The following is a 17,996-nucleotide window of genomic DNA, read 5'->3' as shown; positions in this document are numbered from 1 at the left end:
GGCATGGGCAAGAAGCGCAAACGCAACGCGGAAAAGGCGGCGGCTGACCAAGGCCTGACGCGGGCCGTCATGGCACTGCTGGCCCAAGCCATGGCCGAGCCGGACGTGGCGCGCTGCACCCTGTCGATCGACAAGACCACCGGCCTTGCCCGCCTGGCGACGAGCGGCGCGGACGGCCGCACCGCCACGCGCGAGATCGTCGGCCCCGGCCTCGCGCTCGATACGCTGACCAACGCGCCAGACGAACAACCGGATCAATTGCCCAGCGCATTGCCAGCAACCAGCGGGCGCAGCGGTGCCCAGGCCCGTGCCGCCCGCGATGCGCAGATCGTGGCGCTCGCCGCACGCGGCCTTACCCAGACCGAAACCGCACGGGTGCTGTCAGTCTCCCAGGCGCTGGTATCCAAAGTGCTGCGCGCCGCCGCGGCCGGCTAAACCACGCTCAATGGTCGATGCCCCAGGTGGCGCAGGCCGGATCGGCCGCCACCACCTGCCGGCGCAAGGCCGTGCGGGCCAGGCGCTCCACCTCTACCTTGCGGCGCGCGGCGGCCAACGGCAGGCTGGGCGCCGGCCGCACGATTTCCGCATCATAGCCATCGGCCACGATGATGCCGCAGGCCTGCGGCAGAAACGCCGCATCGTTGAGCACGGCGCGATCGAGATGCGGCGCCAGCCCCCAATAGAACCGGTCGCAATGATCGAGGTATTCCGGCCACTTGCTATCGCCCAACAGATCGGCGCGGCTGACCTTGATTTCCACGATCACCACCCGCCCCTTGCCATCGATCCCCATCAGATCGGCGCGGCGGCCATTGCGCAGCGGCATTTCCGCCAGGCACCAGATATCGTTGCGGGCAAACAGCCGCGCCACGCCGCGTGCCACGGCCAAGGCATCGGGCGACAGCGAGGGGGCAGTGGGCGGAACGAGAATCGAATCGGACATGCCGTCAGATTAGGAACATAATGCGAACAGGTAAAGCCGCAGCCCGCCATGGGCTGAATCCCCACACACCCTAGCGTTGCGGCCGAAGATTGAGCGGGGGGATCAGATCGAGCAGCGCAGCGCGCGCGGCCTCGAATTCCTGCCACAGCGCCTGGGCGGCCTGGCGCAGCGCCTCGGGCGTGGCGCGGCCCTGGGCGGCGATCAGAGCGCGCAAGCCAGGTTGCAGCACGGCAGCCAGGTCTTCGATTCCGTCGCGCGCCTGGTCGGCCCGCCAGCCGCCGGTGGCCCGCATGATCGCGGGAAAGTTGCGCACGTCGGGCCGCAACGGTTCGGGAGGACGCCCCGCCAGCACCGCCACCGACCGCGCCGCCTCGTGCAGCGCCATCCACACCGTATCGAGCGGCGACATGCCCGCCAGCCGTGCCCGCGCCGCCAGCCGATCGGCCCCCAGCACATCCGATGCGCCGCCGGGCAACAGCGGCGGCGGGCCGCCCTGCACCGTTTGCCGCGCCTGCTCGCGCAAGGGATCGCGCGGCGCTGAATCAAGGCTTTGGCCAGCGCGGAAGGACTGGAATGGGGGGTGTTCCATGGCGGAAAGGCTAGGCTGGGATTGTTAACCGATTCCTAATTTTCCGCCGTGCCGATGCCATGGCCAGGGGCCGTGCAAAAACCGCTGGCATGCCCTGCCCGCCACTGCTAGGGCGCCACTTCACGCACCCGTAGCTCAGCTGGATAGAGTACTGCCCTCCGAAGGCAGGGGTCACAGGTTCGAATCCTGTCGGGTGCGCCACTTCCCTCAACATCTGATGCTTGATCGCCCTCTTGGCCCGCGCTGCGCGTGGCGCCAGCGCTGCGCCGACGCCGCTCACGGCATTACCGCGTAATTGTGCGTAAGCTGTTCCGACAATAAATTCACCGTGAACACGGCATACCGTTCCGCGCATGACGTTCAGCGGAAAAATACGCACAGTATTGGTATACATACTTAGCAATCAGCAGATTTCAGCCAATATTGTGTTGATTCAGCCTATTCTGCATAACCGCCGCCGAACCTCGTGAATATGCGCCGCCTGGCCCTGGCCGGGCGGATCAACACAGCTGGCGGCCACTTTTTGCGCAAGCGGCAGCGGTACGCCATGTTCTTTTCAACGCCTTGAGGTGTCAAGAAAATGGCGAATATCAACGTCACCGTGTCGGCCTACAACGCCAATGCGCCCTATTCCGCGGCCGATACCGTCACTCTGGCCGATACCGGCGCTGCCATCGCGGCGCTGTCGGCAAGCGATTTTGGCAACCTCGCGGCAAACGGCATCGACAAGATCAATGCCACCGACAACGTGCTGAGCCTGACCGTGGACCAGTACCAGGCATTGGGCGTGGTGACGCTGGCCGCGGGCGACGTGATCACCCTGGCTGACAGTGGCGCCAATATCGCCGCGCTTTCTGCCAGCGATATCGCTGCGCTGGCCGATGCCGGGATCGACCGGATCGACGCCACCGACAATGTGCTCAACCTCAGCGTCGCCCAGTACCAGGCGCTCGGCACCGTGGCCCTGACCAGCAGCGACACCGTGACGCTGACCGGCACGGGCACTGCGCTTTCCGCCCTCACCCCCAGCGATATCGCCGCGCTGGCCGCCGCCGGGGTGGACCAGCTTGACGCGACCAACAACGTCCTGTCGCTGACCCTGGCGCAATACCAGGCGCTGGGCAGCGTGACCGTGGCCGCCAACGACGTCCTCACGCTATCGGGCACGGGTGCCAGCATCGGCGCGCTCAGCGTGGCGCAGATTGCCGGCCTAGCCGCCTCGGGCTTTGACAAGATCAACGCCACCGACAACGTGCTCACCCTTTCGGTCGCGCAGTATCAGGCGCTGGGCACGGTGGAGCTGGTTGCGGGCGACGTGATCACCCTGGCCGACAGCGGCAGCAACCTGGCCGCGCTGTCGGCCAGTGCTTTTGCCGCGCTGGCCGACGCCGGCATCGACAAGATCGACGCGACCGACAATGCCCTCGCCCTGTCTGTGGCGCAGGTCCAGGGTCTGGGCACGGTGGAACTGGCGCGTGGCGACGTGATTACCCTGGCCGACAGCGGCGCGGCGCTGGCCGCGCTCTCTGCCGCCGACATCGCCAATCTGGGCGCCATCGGCATTGACCGCATCGACGCCACCGACAACGCGTTGAGCCTGACGGTGCAGCAGGCGCTGGCGCTGGGCAGCGTGGCGCTGACCGGCAGCGACAGCATTACCCTGGCCGATACCGGCAGCAACCTGGCCGCGCTGACCCCGGCCGAACTGGCGCAACTCGCCACGGCCGGGTTCGACGCGATCGATGCCAGCGATGGGGCGCTTACCCTTTCGCTCGCGCAGATCGGCGCCTTGGGCACCATGGCGCTGACGCCGGGCAACACCGTGATCGCCCAGGCGACGGCTGCCGAGATCGAGGCCCTGTCACCGGTTGCCATCGCCGCCCTGGCGCAGGCCGGCGTGGATTTGCTCGGCCCCAGCGATGGCGAGCCGATGCTCTCCGTGGCGCAGGCCCAGGCCGTGGTCGACGGCAACCTGTGGTTCACCGGGCACAGCGCGGTTCTGGCCGACAGTGGCGCCGCGATCGCGGCCCTGACCGGCACGAGCCTGGAAGACCTTTACCTCCATGGCGTGACGCGGACCGACGCCATCGACGATGTCCTGACGCTGCATGTGGACCAGGCGCTGGCGGTCGGCCAGGCTGGCACCGCCCTGACCGGGGCAGACGTGATCACCCTGGCCGATACCGGCGCCACGCTGGCCGCGCTGGCGGCCGGCACGATCGGCGATCTGGCGCAGCTGGGTATCGACCGCATCGATGCCACCGACAATGCCCTGGCGCTGACCGTGGCGCAGCTCGACGCGCTCGACACTATCGCCCTGACCCAGGCGGACAGTGTCACCCTGGCCGATACCGGCGCGAATCTTGCCGCGCTTTCCGCCGCGACCATCGCTGGCTTGGCGGCGCTAGGGATCGACACGATCCACCCCACCGACGGCACTCTGGCGCTGAGCGTGGCACAGGCCCAGGCGCTGGGCGCCGTGGCGCTGCAAGGCGGCGATACCATCGTGCTGACCGACAGCGGCGCGCATATCGCGGCGCTCTCTGCCGCCGACATTGCGGCCCTGGCCACTGCCGGGATCGATCGCATCGCCACGACGGGCGGCAGCCTTACGCTGTCTGTCGCGCAGGCCCAGGCCCTTGGCACCATCGCCCTGACCCCATCCGACAGCGTGACGCTGGCCGATACCGGCGCCAGCATCGCGGCGCTTTCGGCAACGGCCCTGGCCGCGCTGGTAACAACCGGCATCGATACGATCGACGCCAGCGACGATGCCCTCGCGCTCCCCGTCGCACAGGCCCAGGCGCTCGCCGGCGCGACCCTGTCGGGCAGCGACACGCTGACGCTGGCCGATACCGGCGCGCATATCGCCGCGCTGTCGCTGGCCGACCTGGCCGATCTGAGCGCGCGCGGGTTCACCGCGATCGATGCGCGCGATGACTTGCTCACCCTGTCGCTCGCCCAGGTCCAGGGACTGGGCAACCTGGCCCTTACCGGCGCGGACATGGTCACCGTGCTGGCCACCGGCGCCGAATTCGCGGCGTTGACCACACAGGATTTTACCGCCCTCGCTGCTGCCGGGGTGGATGCCCTGGCGACCACCGACCATGCCCTGGCGCTGAGCGTGGCGCAGGTCCAGGCGCTGGGCAGCCTGGCGCTGGCCGCCGATGACGCGATCACCCTGGCCGACACGGCCGCCCATATCGCGGCACTGACCCCGGCTGACCTTGCCGGTCTGGCCGCGCTTGGCATCGATACGGTCCACGCCACCGATGGCGCGCTTACCCTGTCTGCCGACCAGGCCCTGGCGCTGGGCGTGGTAACTCTGGCCGCCGCCGATACGATCACGCTGGCCGATAGCGCGGCCAACCTTGCCGCCCTCACCGCAAGCGAGATCGCCGCGCTGGCCGCCACCGGAATCGATGTGCTCGATGCCACCGACAATGCCCTGGCGCTGACCGTGGCGCAGGCGCAGGCGCTGGGCTCCATCGCGCTGACCGGCAGCGACAGCATCACCCTGGCCGATGGCGGCGCGGCGATTGCTGCGCTGTCTGCCACGGCGCTGGCCGGGCTGGCCGCCGCCGGGATCGACGCGATCGATGCCACCGACAATGCCCTGCATCTCAACGTGGCGCAGCTTGGCGCGCTGGCCAGCGTGGCCATTTCTGCCGGTGACACGCTCACCCTGGCCGACAGCGGCACCCATGTTGCCGCCCTGTCGGCCGCCGCGCTGGCCGCTTTGGTAGCGCAGGGGATCGACACGGTCGACACCACCGACAATGCCCTTACCCTGTCACTGGCCCAGGCGCAGGTGCTGCATGGCGTCACGCTCGCCGCTGCAGACCTGGTCACCGTGGTGGCCACCGGCAGCGAATTGGCCGCCCTTACGGCGCAGGACTTTGCCGATCTGGCCGCAGCCGGGGTCGATGCCCTGGCCACCACCGATCATGAGCTGACCCTGAGCGTGGCCCAGGCGCAGGCGCTGGGCGGGCTGGCGCTGGCCGCCGCCGATACCGTGACCCTGCGCGATAGCAGCGCAACGCTTGGCTGCCTTTCGCCCACGGCCCTCGCGGATCTGGTGGCGCTGGGCGTCGACCGCATCGCTGTCAGCGACGGCACGGTGCAGTTGGATGCGACGCAGGCGTTGGCTCTCGCTGGCACCTTGGTGGCGCCGGATAGCACGCTGATCGTGCACGATGCGCAAAGCACGCTGGAAGGGTTGAGCCCAACGCAATGGGCCACCCTCGCCGCGCTGGGCGCCACCACGGTCGGCAGCGTCGAAGGCCATTTCACGCTCGACGCGGCGAGCGCCGTGGCCATGGCCGGGATCGGCCTGGCCGCCAACGAAGTGCTGACCATTGAAGACAACGGCGCGGCGCTTTCCGCTCTCACTACGGCGCAGCTCGCCACGCTTGCGGCCAAGGGTGGCGTCATCGTCATGGTCAGTGACGATGCCCTGGTGCTCGACGTGGCACGGCTCGATGCTGCGGCGGGACTGGCCTTTGCCACGCAGCATGGCTTCACCCTGGCCGATGACGCCAGCGTGCTCAACGCGCTCTCGCCCACCCAGATCGCGCAGGCGGCCGGCCATGGCGTGAGTGTGGTCAGCGCCACGCAAAGCGCGCTGGAATGGACGTGGGCGCAGTTCAACGCGCTCGATGGCGGGCACATTGCCAGCGCCACCAGTGCAACGCTGGTGACCACGCAGGCCGAACTGGACGATGCCGGCCTGCCGATGCTGGCCGGCCTTGCCGGCCAGGGCATCGATACCCTGGCATCGGCCGCCGGCACGCTTACCGTCACGACCGATCAGCTGGCCGCGCTGGGCCAGGTCGTGCTGGCAGTGGGTGACAGCGTGACCCTGGCCGATAGCGGCGCCGCGCTGGCCGCGCTGGATGCCACGGCGCTCGCCGCGCTCGCCGGGCACGGCATCGATACCATCGCCGTGACCGACCACGTCCTGGCATTTTCGCCGGCCCAACTCGCCGCGCTGGGCCAGGTCACGGTCGGTCCGGCCGCCACGCTGGTCCTGGTCGATAGCGGCGTCCACCTGGCCGCGCTCGATGCCGCCGGCGTGGCCGCCCTGGTGGCGCAAGGCGTCGATGCGATCGATTCCAGCGATGATCAGATCGTGCTTGGCCTCGGCACGTTCCGCGCGCTGGCGCCGCTCGCGTTCACGCCGGGTGACCAGATCGTGCTGGAAGACAGCGCCACGGCGCTGTCCAGCCTCTCGCTGACAGACATTGCCCGGCTGCAGGATCTGGGCGTGGCCTATATCGCCGCCACCGATCCAGGCGCCGTCACCTTTTCGCTGGCGCAGTTCGATGCGCTCCATGGCGTGGACCTGGACGTGGCCAGCGTGGTCCTGGCCGATAGCGGCGCGGCGCTGGCGGCGCTCGATCCGGCCTACCTGGTCCAGGCAGGCAATGCCGGCCTGCGGCAGATCGACGCCACCGACGATGCGCTGACGCTCAGCTATGACCAGTTCCTGGCACTCGATGGCACCGTGGCGCTGACGGCCAGCGACAGCGTGACGCTGACCCTCAGCCCGGCCGTGCTGGCCTCGCTCGACGCCGCCGCCATTGCCCACCTCGCCGGCATGCATGTCGATATCCTGGCTAGCACCGGCGGCGCGCTGACACTGACCCAGGCACAGTTCGATGCCTTGGGCAGCATGGTCATGGCCCCGGCCGCTACAGTGACGCTGGCGCTTGCCGGGTCCGCGCTGGAAAGCCTTTCGCCCGCGCAGATTGCCGCCTTGGCCGACCATGGCATCGATGCGATCGACCTGGGTATGGCCATGCCCACGTTGAGCGTGGCGCAGGCGCTTGCCCTGTCCGCTTACCCCACGTCGTCCGGCGGGATCATCATTGAAGACAGCGCAGACCACCTGGCCACACTGTCGCCCACCGCGATCGCGCTGCTCGATGCCACTGGCGCAGTCGCGCTCAGCGCCAGCAGCGGCGCGCTGGTGCTCGATCTGGCGCAGACGCAGGCCCTGCATCTGGCCGAGATCGCCGTCGGTGGCAGGCAGCCGGTGACCCTGGCCGACAGCGCCACGGCACTTGCCGCGCTCAGCCCCGAAACCCTGTCGTGGCTCGCTGCCATCGGCGTTGACCAGGTCCACGCGAGCGATGGCCCGCTGACGGTGAGCGTGGCGCAGGCTCTGGCCCTCGGCAGCGTCACTTTTGCCGACGGGGATACGGTGATCCTTGCCGATACCGGCGATGCACTGGCCAACCTTTCCGCCACGGCGCTGGCTGGCCTGGCCGCCGCCGGGGTGGACCGGATCGATGCCACCAACGATGCCCTGGTGCTGAGCAAGGCGCAGTTCGATGCGCTGGGCACAGCCACCCTGACCCAGGGCGACAGCGTCACGCTGGCCATCGCGGCGGGCCAGCTTTCGACCCTGACGCCCACGCAACTGCACGACCTCGCCAGCCAGGGCATCGATATCCTGCGCACGCCCGATGCGAGTGCCGCGTTGACCGTGGCACAGGCCCTGGCGCTGGGCAGCATGGTCTTTGCCGCAGATCTGCCCGCCACCCTGGTCGATAGCGGGGCACATCTCGCCACGCTATCGGTGGGCGATATTGCCGCCCTGCGCGCCGCCGGCGTTACGGCCATTGCCGCCACTGGCCATGACTTTGCCGTCACGGTCAGCCAGGCCCAGGCCATCGCCGGCATGACGATAGACCCCGCCAGCACCGCCACGATCACCGATAGCGGCAGCGCGTTGGCGGCACTCTCGCCGCAAGCACTGGCGGCCTTGGCCGATGCCGGGTTCGACCGCATCGATGCCACCGACAACGTGCTGGCGCTGTCGCTGGCGCAGTTCCACGCCATCGGCCCGCTGGGCATCGCACCAGACGACGTGCTGACCCTGGCCGATAGCGCGGAAACGCTGGCCGCCCTGTCACGCAGCCAGATCGATGACCTGGCAGCGCGCGGTGTCACCACGATCCACGCCACCGATGGCGCGATCACCGTGGGCGTCGATAGCTGGTCGCGCCTGGTGCAGGATGGCATCGGCTTTGCCCATGGCGACGCGGTCGTGGTGCGCGACAGCAGCACGGCGATCGCCAACCTGGGCGAAGAAACGCTGGCCACGTTTGCCGATAGCGGGGTCACCCGGATCGATGCCAGCGACGATCAGATCACCCTGTCCTATGGCCAATTCCTGGCACTGGGCACTGTGGCATTGACCGGCGCAGACACCGTCAGGCTGTGGTTCAACGGCGATAGCCTGGCCACGCTGGATGACGCCGATGTCGCCGCGCTGGTTGCCGCCGGGGTCGATATGGTGGGCACGCTGGGCGAGCCGCTCTATGTCGATCTGGCCACGCTGCACCATCTGGCGCAGGGCGGCCTGGCGATCGATCCCGATGTGACCGTGCGCCTCATGGTCAGCGGCAGCGCCCTGGCGGCACACGACGCGCAGGAACTGGTCGCCCTGGCGACGCAAGGCGTGGATGTCATCCAGGTCAACGGCCCGCTGGCCCTGTCGGTGGCGCAATACGATGCGCTCGGGTCGATGGTCCTGGCGGGCTATGATGGCCGCAGCCTGGTTGATACTGGTGCGCATATCGCCGCGCTTTCGCCCGATGGCCTTGCCGCATTGGCCGCGCGCGGGGTTGGCGTGATCGATGCCACTGACGGCAGCGTGCATCTCTCGCTTGCCCAAGTGAGCGCCATGGGCGGCATGTATGTTGCGGGTGAAGACCTGGCCGTGGTCGATCTCACTGCCGAGCAGGCCTTTGCCCTCGACACCGAAACGCGCGCCATCCTGGGCCAGCATGGCATCGATGCCATCGCCGTGACCCAGGGCACGCTCACGCTCGGCCTGGCCGATCTCTATCGCTATGCCGACTACACCTTTGCCGGCGGCGACGTGGTCCTGGCCGAAAGCGGGGCGACGCTCGCCAACCTTTCGCCCTATGATCTGGCCTGGCTCGCCGGGCGGGGGATTACCGCGATCGATGCCAGCGATGATGCGCTGGTGCTGTCGCTGGCCCAGTTTACCGCGCTGGGCACGATGCACCTTGCCGCGGCCGACGACGTGACGATCACGGCCAGCGCCGCCGATCTCGCCACGCTGTCTCCGGCCGTGTTCGCGGCCATGGATGCCAACGGGGTCGACAGCGTGGAAGTCTCGGGCGGCGGCTTCAGCCTCACGGCAGCCCAGGCGGGGCAACTCGGCAATATCCAGCTGATCGGCTCTGGCCCGATCACGCTGGTCGACACCGGCGCCGCGATCGCCGCGCTCAGTGCTGATACCCTGGCCGGGCTGGCCGGTTCGGGCATCACCGCGATTGACGCCACTACCGGCATCACCATCAATGCCAGCAAGTATGAAGCCTTGGGCGGCATCGGCTTTGCCCTGGCCGACGTGGTGACCGTGGCTTCCAACCACAGCTTCACCATGGGCGCCGATGTCGACAACGTGACGCTGACCGGCACCAAGAACCTGGTGGTAACCGGCAATAGCGGCGCCAACGTGATCACCGGCAATGCCGGGCGCAACACGCTGGATGGTGGCGCGGGCAACGATCGCCTGATCGGCGGCGGCGGGCGCGATGTGCTGACCGGCGGCGCGGGGGCTGACAAGTTCATCTTCCGCGATGGCGATTTCGGCGGCAACACGGCCTCCACCGCCGATCGCATCACCGATTTTTCGCACGGCTCGAAAGACCTGATCTCGCTGATCGGGGTGGATGCCAATACCAATACGCTGGGCGATGATGCCTTTGCCTGGATCGGCAACAGCGCATTCCATCACGTGGCGGGCGAGTTGCGGTATATCCAGACCGCCGGCAACACCTATGTCCAGGGTGATACCAATGGCGATGGCCTGTCGGATTTCTGGATCCGGCTGGATGGTGTCGTCAACCTGCAAGCCACTGATTTCCAACTTTGATCGTGGCTGCAAGGGCGGTTTCGGAAAGGGGTGCCATCGGCGCCCCTTTTTGATTGCATGCAATCACAATCGATCATCGCCGCAGGTTCTCCCCCTCCCCATTGCGGCGCTGCCGTGATAGTGCCTGCCGCCAGGAACGGCCGCCGGCAACGGCCGCGCCGCACACGGCACAGCAGGAAGCAAGGCAGATGATCATTTCCGCACCCACCGATTTCCGTGGCGCGGCCGCGCGGCGCCTGCCGCCGTTTCTGTTTCATTATATCGACGGCGGATCGGGTGCGGAAACCACGCTGCGCCGGAACGAGGCCGATCTCCAGGCGCTGAGCATCCGCCAGAACGTGCTGCGCGACGTGGGCGGCCTGTCCACTGCCACCACCCTGTTTGGCGAGGACATGGCCCTGCCGGTCGTGCTCGCGCCGGTCGGATTGACCGGCATGTATGCCCGCCGCGGTGAAGTGCAGGCGGCGCGCGCCGCGGCTGCCCATGGCGTGCCGTTCACGCTTTCCACCGTGTCGGTCTGCCCGCTCGAAGAAGTACAGGCCCAGTGCCCGCGCCCGATCTGGTTCCAGCTCTATGTGCTCAAGGATCGCGGCTTCATGCGCAACGTGCTGGAACGCGCCAAGGCCGCTGGCATCAAGACCCTGGTATTCACGGTCGACATGCCGCTGCCCGGCTCGCGCTATCGCGATGCACATTCGGGCATGTCGGGCCCCTACGCCGGGCTGCGGCGCATGATCCAGGCGATGACCCACCCCGCCTGGGCCTGGGACGTGGGCCTGCGCGGCAAGCCGCACGACCTCGGCAATGTCTCGGCCTATATGGGCAAGCCCATGGCGCTGGGCGATTATATCGGCTGGCTCGGCAACAATTTCGATCCCGGCATCGGCTGGAAGGATCTCGAATGGATCCGCGCCTTCTGGGACGGGCCGATGGTGGTCAAAGGCATCCTCGAACCGGAAGACGCGCGCGATGCGGTGCGGTTTGGCGCCGATGGCCTGGTCGTGTCGAACCATGGCGGGCGCCAGCTTGATGGCACGCTGTCTTCCGTCGCGGCGCTGCCGCGCATTGCCGATGCGGTGCAGGGCGATCTGCGCATCCTGGCGGATTCGGGCGTGCGCACCGGGCTCGACGTGGTGCGCATGCTGGCCAGCGGCGCCGATGCGGTGATGCTGGGCCGCGCGTTCATCTATGCCCTGGCGGCGCGCGGCGGCGCTGGCGTGGGCCAGTTGCTCGATCTCATCGCGCGTGACATGCGCGTGACCATGGCGCTGACCGGCGCGCGCACCGTGGCCGATATCGGCGCGCACACGCTGGCCGGCTGATCCCGCCCAGCGCAATTGGCCCGGATCACGCCGGGGTGGCGGGCGGCGGCGTAGTGGGGGGTGCAGCGCCCGCCAACGCACCGATCCGCCGCACCGCCGGCGCATGCAGGCCCAGCATGGCATCCAGCAGGGGCAGCCGCTGCTCGACCAGCCGGGCCGGGGTGCGCCCGGTCACCAGGCGCACTTCGCGGATCAGGTGTGACTGGTCATAGAAATGATCGGCCACGCTGGCGGCCTGCTGCGGCGTGGTGGCGGGATCGGCCAGCAGCGCGGCGGCGCGCAGGGCGCGATGCTGCCGCGCCAGCTGTTTGGGCGGCAAGCCGAAATAGCGATCGACCAGGCGCTGCAGCTGGCGCGGGGAATAGCACGCATCGCGATAGAGATCGTCCACCACCGGTGACATCGCGCGGGCCAGCCAGGCCTGCACCTCATCCACCAGGCGCACGTGCGCGTCAGACAGGGCATGCAGCCGCGCCTGCAGTACCGGCACGCTGCGCGCCACCAGTTCGGCCAGGGTAAAGGGCCGAACGCCGTGCCCCTGGGACAGGTCTGCGGCCAGGCGGCGCACCCCGCCGCCCAGCAGTTCGCCCGCATCGCGCAGCCGGTTGCCGTGCTCCGAGGCGGAAAGGCCGCCAGTCAGCGCCGCCCAGCCCAGCGGCGACAGCAGCGCGCCGAACACGTGCCAGGGCCCGGCAATCTCGATCCGCGCTGCGGCCCGCAGCGGCGTGATAACGCTGGCCGGCGCGCTCGCATCGGCCAGGCCGCCGGGCAACCGCAGCAGCCCTTCCCCACGCAGGAATATCGCCAGCATGGCTGGGCCGGCCGGTAGCATGTCTTCCTGCAGCGGATCGGCGCCGCATATCTGGAAAAAGCTGCCGATATAAGGCGCCAGGGCAGGCGGCGCGGGCCAGTGATCAAGGGTCAGGCTATCCCCGCCAGTGTCGGTGCGTCCCCAGGAACGCAGGCCGATACCCGCAGGTTGCCGCGGCGCCGTGGCATGGTTCATCGCTGCACCCGGAACGGCTGCCGATACTGTGATCTTTCGTATTGCCCCATGGCTGCCAGCGACCATCCAAGCCACTGTCATGTCAAGCAATACAAAGCGATACTTCGATAATGGATGAAAAAACGGCGGCTGGGCCAAGGGCCAAGCCGCCGTAAAGTGGAGAACCCGATACATCACTGCACCGAGCCCTTCGGGTCGCAAAGCGGACCTAAGCGATAGGTCGATTCCCTGATTGTATGGATTCGACAAAATCGGTGGCATCCGCGCCACAGCGGAAAAGTTTTCGCCCCACCTCCCGACACTAAACCATGCCAAGCGTGTTTTGCGGCTTGGCGGCGCGCGCGCGGCCCGCAATAGGAAGCCCTTCCCCGACCGCACCCAACGCATGGCCCGTTAATGCTCTATCGTCTTGCACGTCCTTTGCTTTTTCGTTTGCCGGCAGAAACCGCACACACGCTGACGCTGCGCGCGCTGGCCATGGCGCCGGCCGGCGGCCGCGCCGCGCCGGAGCCTGCGCTGGCGCAGCGCGTGGCAGGGATCGTGTTCCCCAATCCGGTCGGCCTGGCCCCAGGGTTCGACAAGAACGCAGAAGTGGCCGACGCGCTGTTCGGGCTGGATTTCGGCTTTGTCGAAATCGGCACGGTCACCCCGCGGCCCCAGGCCGGCAACCCGCGCCCGCGCCTGTTCCGCCTGGTAGAGGACGAGGCGGTGATCAACCGCATGGGCTTCAACAACCATGGCGCCGAAGTGGTCAGCCGGCGCCTGACCCAGCGCCTGGGCAAGCCCGGCATCCTGGGCGCCAATATCGGCGCCAACAAGGATTCGGTCGATCGTGTGGCCGATTACGCGGAAATGACGCGGATCATGGCGCCACTGGCCACCTATCTCACGGTCAACATCAGCTCTCCCAACACGCCGGGCCTGCGTGCGTTGCAGGATGAAAGCGCGCTGGGCGATCTGCTCGATGCGGTGATCGCCGCACGCGCGCCGCACAAGACGCCGATCTTCCTCAAGCTGGCGCCGGATCTGCAACGGTCGGATATCGACGCGATCTGCCGCATCGCCATGGACAAGCGGCTTGATGCCCTGATCGTGAGCAACACCACGATCACTCGCCCGGCCAGCCTGCGTTCGCCCCATGCCGGCGAAACCGGCGGCCTATCCGGCAAGCCGCTGGCCCCGCTGGCGCTGGAAATGCTGCGTGCGTTCCGCAGCGCCACGGGCGGCGCCATTCCGCTGATCGGCGTGGGCGGCATCGCCAGTGCCGAAGATGCCTGGCAGCGCATCCGCGCCGGGGCCAGCCTGATCCAGATATACAGCGGCATGGTCTATCATGGCCCCCGGCTGGCGCAGCACATCATCACCGGCCTCGCCCGCCGCGTGCGCGCCGAAGGCATGACAAGCATTGCAGAGGCGGTCGGGACGCAATAGCCATCGCTGCCATGACCTTGCGCAGCCTCTCCCCGCTTGCCACCGCTTCCCTCGCGGTTATTTCCACGCTGGCCCTGGCCGCCTGCCAGACCATGCCCGGCGCCACACCGGGTACGGCAACCACGCCGGCCCCCGCGCTCGCCCTCACCCCGGGCCGCACCGATGGGGCCGATGTCGGCCGCCAGGGTCTGGTTTCTGCGGCCGATCCGCGCGCGGCCGATGCCGGGGCGCAGATGCTGCGCCAGGGCGGCTCGGCCACCGATGCCGCGCTCGCCACCATGCTCGCGCTGACCGTGGTGGAACCGCAAAGTTCCGGCATCGGCGGTGGTGGTTTCCTGATCATGGCCGATGCCGCCGGCCAGGTCGATACGGTCGACGGGCGGGAAAAGGCACCAGCCGCCGCCACGCCGCAGTGGTTCTTCAAGGATGGCCAGGCCATGGCCTTTCCCCAGGCGCGCCCCGGCGGGCGCAGCGTGGGTGTGCCCGGCTCGCTGCGCCTGGCCGCGCTGGCCCATGCCGAACATGGCAAGCTCGCCTGGCACATGCTGTTCGCGCCGGCGATCAAGCTGGCGCGCGATGGCTTTGCCATTACCCCGCGCCTCTATCATGCCCTGGCCGACAATCCCGATATCGCCGGCCTCGATCCGGCCGGGAAGGCGCTGTTCTATGGCGCCGATGGCCAGCCGCTGCCGGTGGGCACGATCGTGCGCAACCCGGCGCTGGCCGATACGCTGGAAGCGGTGGCACTCCATGGCGCCGACTGGTTCTATTCCGGCAGCAATGCCCAGGCCATCGCCACCAAGGTGGGCACTGCCCCGGTCAACCCGGCGCCAATGACCACGGCAGACCTCGCCGCGTTCAAGGCCGTGCCGCGCCCGGCGGTCTGTGGCCGCTATCGCCAGTATCGCATCTGCTCGATGGGGCCGCCCTCCTCGGGCGCCACCACGGTGCTGGCCACGCTGGGCCAGCTCGAACGCTTCGATCTTTCCGCGCTGGGGCCCGACAGCCCGTTGGCCTGGCACCTGCTGGCAGAAAGCGAGCGCCTTGCCTATGCCGACCGTGATCAGTACCTGGCCGATCCCGACTTCGTCAAAGTGCCGGTGGCCGGCCTGGTCGATCCGGCCTATCTGGCGCAGCGATCGCAGCTGATTTCGGCGCAGACCGCACTGCCCCACGTTTCCGCCGGGATTCCGGCCGGGGTTACTGCGCGGCTCGCTCCGGCCAAGCCGCAGCCCGAATTCGGCACCTCGCATTTCGTCACGGTGGATCGCTGGGGCAATGCCGCCAGCTATACCTCCACGGTGGAAAGCGCGTTTGGTTCGGGACTGATGGCCGGTGGCTATTTCCTCAACAACGAACTCACCGATTTCAACCTCGATCCGCTGCGCGACGGCCAGCCTACCGCCAACCGGGTGGAAGGCGGCAAGCGACCGCGCAGCTCGATGTCGCCCACCGTGGTGTTCGGCCCTGATGGCCAGATCCGCCTGGTGGTGGGGGCCGCTGGCGGCGCCACGATCCCCGCCCAGGTGATCCGCGCGCTGATCGGCGTGCTCGATTGGCACCTTACCGCGCAGCAGGCGCTGGCCCTGCCCGTGCTGTTTGCGCCTGGTGACCGCGTCTGCGTCGAACAGGGCACCCGGCTTGAGGCGATGATCCCCACGCTGGTGGCCATGGGCCATGCCCAGACCCAGGCATGCAAGATGCCGCTCAAGGCCAACGCCATCGAACGCGTGGGCGATCGCTGGCATGGCGCGGCCGATCCGCGCAGCGAAGGCGCCGCCATCGCCCAGTGACTCCGCGGTCATCCAGCTGCCCCGTGGCAGCCGGATGACTGCCCGCAAACCCCGCTTGCCGTAACGGAACGCGCGGCCTAGCTATCCGTTTTGGGAACTGGCGCGAATACGGGCCAGCAGGGAGAGTGTGCGTGTCCGTGGGTGAAAACCAAGCTGCCGTGCAAGTGGCACAGCTGGCTGAAATGCCGAACCTGGTCAGCCTGTTTCTGGCCCGCGCGGCGCAGCATGGCGATGCGCCGTTCCTTTCGGCCAAACGCCAGGGCACCTGGGTGGCGCAATCGTGGCGCAGCGTGGCCGATCAGGTCTGCCTGCTGGCCCAGGCCCTGCGCGGCCTTGGCCTCAATCCCGGTGACCGGGTCATGCTGGTGTCGGAAAATCGCCCCGAATGGTGCATTGCCGATATCGCGATCATGGCCGCCGGACTGGTCACCGTGCCCACCTACACCACCAATACCGCGCGCGATCACCTCCATATCCTGGAAAATTCCGGGGCGCGCGCGATCATCGTATCGAATGCCAAGCTGGCCCAGCCGCTGCTTGCCGCCGCGCTCAACGCGCCTTGCGCCGAACACGTCATCGGGATCGAACCGCTGCGCCAGCAGCAGGCCGGCACGCTGCATTTCCATGATTGGGAAACCCTGCTGCAGGGCGATGCCGCCGCCGCCCGCGCGGCCGTGAGCCAGCGGATTGCCGCGATTCGGCGCGAGGATCTGGCCTGCATCATCTACACCAGCGGAACCGGCGGCGCCCCGCGCGGCGTGCGCCAGCACCATGGCGCGATCCTCGCCAACGTGGCCGGCGCAGCCCAAGTCCTGGCCGAGGATTTCCACCTGGGCGATGACCAGTTCCTGTCGTTCCTGCCTTTGAGCCACGCCTATGAACACACCGGCGGGCAATGGCTGCCGATCGGCGTGGGCGCACGCATTGCCTATGCCGAAAGCCTGGAAAAGCTCGCAAGCAACATCGAGGAAGTGCGCCCCACGATCATGGTGGTGGTGCCCCGCCTGTTCGAAGTGCTGCGTGCCCGGATCATCAAGCAGATCGAAAAGCAGGGGCGTGTGGCCACATGGCTGATGGACCGAGCCCTGGCGATCGCCGCCCACCAGGAAGAGACCGGGCATCTGCGGCTGATCGATCGGCCGCTCAACCTGCTGATCGAGCGCACCTTGCGCCCCAAGGTGCGGGCGCGCTTTGGCGGGCGGATCAAGGCGCTGGTATCGGGCGGCGCGCCGCTCAACCCCGAAGTCGGGCTATTCTTCGAGGCCATGGGGCTGACCATGCTGCAAGGCTATGGCCAGACCGAGGCTGGCCCGGTGATCGCCTGCAACCGCCCGGCCGCCGGCATTCGCATGGATACCGTCGGCCCGCCGCTTGCTGGCGTGGAAGTGGCCATCGCGCCCGACGGTGAAATCCTGGTGCGCGGCGAACTGGTGATGCACGGCTATTGGCACAACGATGCCGAAACCGCCCGCGCCATCCAGGATGGCTGGCTGCACACCGGCGATATCGGCCACATCGATGGCCAGGGCCGCATCAAGATCACCGATCGCAAGAAAGACATGATCGTCAACGACAAGGGCGACAATGTCTCTCCGCAAAAGATCGAGGGCATGCTCACCCTTCAGCCCGAAATCGCCCAGGCCATGGTATCGGGCGACAAGCGCCCCTACGTGGTTGGCCTGATCGTGCCCGATGCCGAATGGGCGATGCAGTGGTCGGTGGAAAACGACGCCCCCCACGATCTGGCGCGGCTGGCCGATCTGCCCGCCTTCCGCAGCGCGATGCGCGAGGCGGTGGACCGGGTGAACCGTGATCTGTCCGTGATCGAAAAGGTGCGCCAGTTCACCCTGGCCGACGAACCCTTTGCCATCGCCAACGAGGAACTCACCCCCTCGCTCAAGATCCGCCGCCACAAGATTCGCGAACGCTATGGCGCGCGGATGGACGCGCTGTACAAGGGATAAGGCTGGCAGACCGGCGCGCAGGCGCTAAGGG

At 68.1% G+C, this 17,996-nt stretch carries 9 protein-coding genes and 1 tRNA gene; 7 read left to right on the top strand and 3 right to left on the bottom strand.

Annotated features, from left to right (window positions below; genetic code table 11):
* Positions 1–3: 3 nt before the first annotated feature.
* Entirely contained in the window at positions 4–435 is a 432-nt protein-coding gene (locus tag FHW97_RS15375; protein WP_054131623.1) for a hypothetical protein, read from the top strand.
* Between the two features lie 7 nt (positions 436–442).
* Here the strand turns inward: FHW97_RS15375 and FHW97_RS15370 are convergent, their stop codons facing one another.
* Positions 443–943, bottom strand: coding sequence for an MmcB family DNA repair protein (locus tag FHW97_RS15370; RefSeq protein ID WP_062783146.1), 501 nt, complete (start codon positions 941–943; stop codon positions 443–445).
* Between the two features lie 70 nt (positions 944–1,013).
* On the bottom strand, positions 1,014–1,532 hold the full coding sequence (locus FHW97_RS15365; RefSeq protein ID WP_082350073.1) for a hypothetical protein: 519 nt from the start codon (positions 1,530–1,532) through the stop codon (positions 1,014–1,016).
* Between the two features lie 124 nt (positions 1,533–1,656).
* On the opposite strand from FHW97_RS15365, the gene FHW97_RS15360 reads away from it, so the two are divergent.
* The 3 genes from FHW97_RS15360 to lldD all read left to right on the top strand — a co-directional run bounded on the left by FHW97_RS15360 (position 1,657) and on the right by lldD (position 11,771).
* Positions 1,657–1,733: transfer RNA gene (locus tag FHW97_RS15360), tRNA-Arg, on the top strand.
* Between the two features lie 379 nt (positions 1,734–2,112).
* Positions 2,113–10,449 (top strand): hypothetical protein, encoded by an 8,337-nt coding sequence (locus FHW97_RS15355; RefSeq protein ID WP_171799246.1) that lies wholly within the window; start codon positions 2,113–2,115, stop codon positions 10,447–10,449.
* A 188-nt stretch (positions 10,450–10,637) separates the two neighbouring features.
* Entirely contained in the window at positions 10,638–11,771 is a 1,134-nt protein-coding gene (gene lldD, locus FHW97_RS15350) for an FMN-dependent L-lactate dehydrogenase LldD (protein ID WP_054131626.1), read from the top strand.
* 25 nt (positions 11,772–11,796) lie between these two features.
* Here the strand turns inward: lldD and FHW97_RS15345 are convergent, their stop codons facing one another.
* A complete protein-coding gene (locus FHW97_RS15345; RefSeq protein ID WP_171799263.1) occupies positions 11,797–12,777 on the bottom strand; it encodes a helix-turn-helix domain-containing protein in 981 nt (326 codons plus the stop codon).
* A gap of 396 nt (positions 12,778–13,173) precedes the next feature.
* On the opposite strand from FHW97_RS15345, the gene FHW97_RS15340 reads away from it, so the two are divergent.
* The 3 genes from FHW97_RS15340 (at position 13,174) to FHW97_RS15330 (ending at position 17,965) form a co-directional block, all read left to right on the top strand.
* Positions 13,174–14,208, top strand: a complete 1,035-nt coding sequence (locus tag FHW97_RS15340; RefSeq protein ID WP_169049398.1) for a quinone-dependent dihydroorotate dehydrogenase — start codon at positions 13,174–13,176, stop codon at positions 14,206–14,208.
* An 11-nt stretch (positions 14,209–14,219) separates the two neighbouring features.
* Positions 14,220–16,001 (top strand): gamma-glutamyltransferase, encoded by a 1,782-nt coding sequence (ggt, locus tag FHW97_RS15335; RefSeq protein ID WP_171799262.1) that lies wholly within the window; start codon positions 14,220–14,222, stop codon positions 15,999–16,001.
* Between the two features lie 182 nt (positions 16,002–16,183).
* Complete coding sequence (locus FHW97_RS15330; RefSeq protein WP_168352110.1) at positions 16,184–17,965, top strand: long-chain fatty acid--CoA ligase; 1,782 nt, start codon at positions 16,184–16,186, stop codon at positions 17,963–17,965.
* Positions 17,966–17,996 lie beyond the last annotated feature (31 nt).

Origin of the sequence: Novosphingobium sp. SG754 (genome assembly GCF_013149315.1) — a bacterium.
Lineage (GTDB): Bacteria > Pseudomonadota > Alphaproteobacteria > Sphingomonadales > Sphingomonadaceae > Novosphingobium > Novosphingobium capsulatum.
Note: the sequence above shows the minus strand (reverse complement) of the source record. Positions and strands in the feature narration are given on the sequence as shown.

Coding starts and splice junctions, on each gene's coding strand:
- FHW97_RS15340 (WP_169049398.1), top strand. CDS start 13,174: ATGCTCTATCGTCTTGCACGTCCTTTGCTTTTTCGTTTGCCGGCAGAA.
- FHW97_RS15345 (WP_171799263.1), bottom strand. CDS start 12,777: ATGAACCATGCCACGGCGCCGCGGCAACCTGCGGGTATCGGCCTGCGT.
- FHW97_RS15330 (WP_168352110.1), top strand. CDS start 16,184: ATGCCGAACCTGGTCAGCCTGTTTCTGGCCCGCGCGGCGCAGCATGGC.
- lldD (WP_054131626.1), top strand. CDS start 10,638: ATGATCATTTCCGCACCCACCGATTTCCGTGGCGCGGCCGCGCGGCGC.
- FHW97_RS15375 (WP_054131623.1), top strand. CDS start 4: ATGGGCAAGAAGCGCAAACGCAACGCGGAAAAGGCGGCGGCTGACCAA.
- FHW97_RS15355 (WP_171799246.1), top strand. CDS start 2,113: ATGGCGAATATCAACGTCACCGTGTCGGCCTACAACGCCAATGCGCCC.
- FHW97_RS15365 (WP_082350073.1), bottom strand. CDS start 1,532: ATGGAACACCCCCCATTCCAGTCCTTCCGCGCTGGCCAAAGCCTTGAT.
- FHW97_RS15370 (WP_062783146.1), bottom strand. CDS start 943: ATGTCCGATTCGATTCTCGTTCCGCCCACTGCCCCCTCGCTGTCGCCC.
- ggt (WP_171799262.1), top strand. CDS start 14,220: ATGACCTTGCGCAGCCTCTCCCCGCTTGCCACCGCTTCCCTCGCGGTT.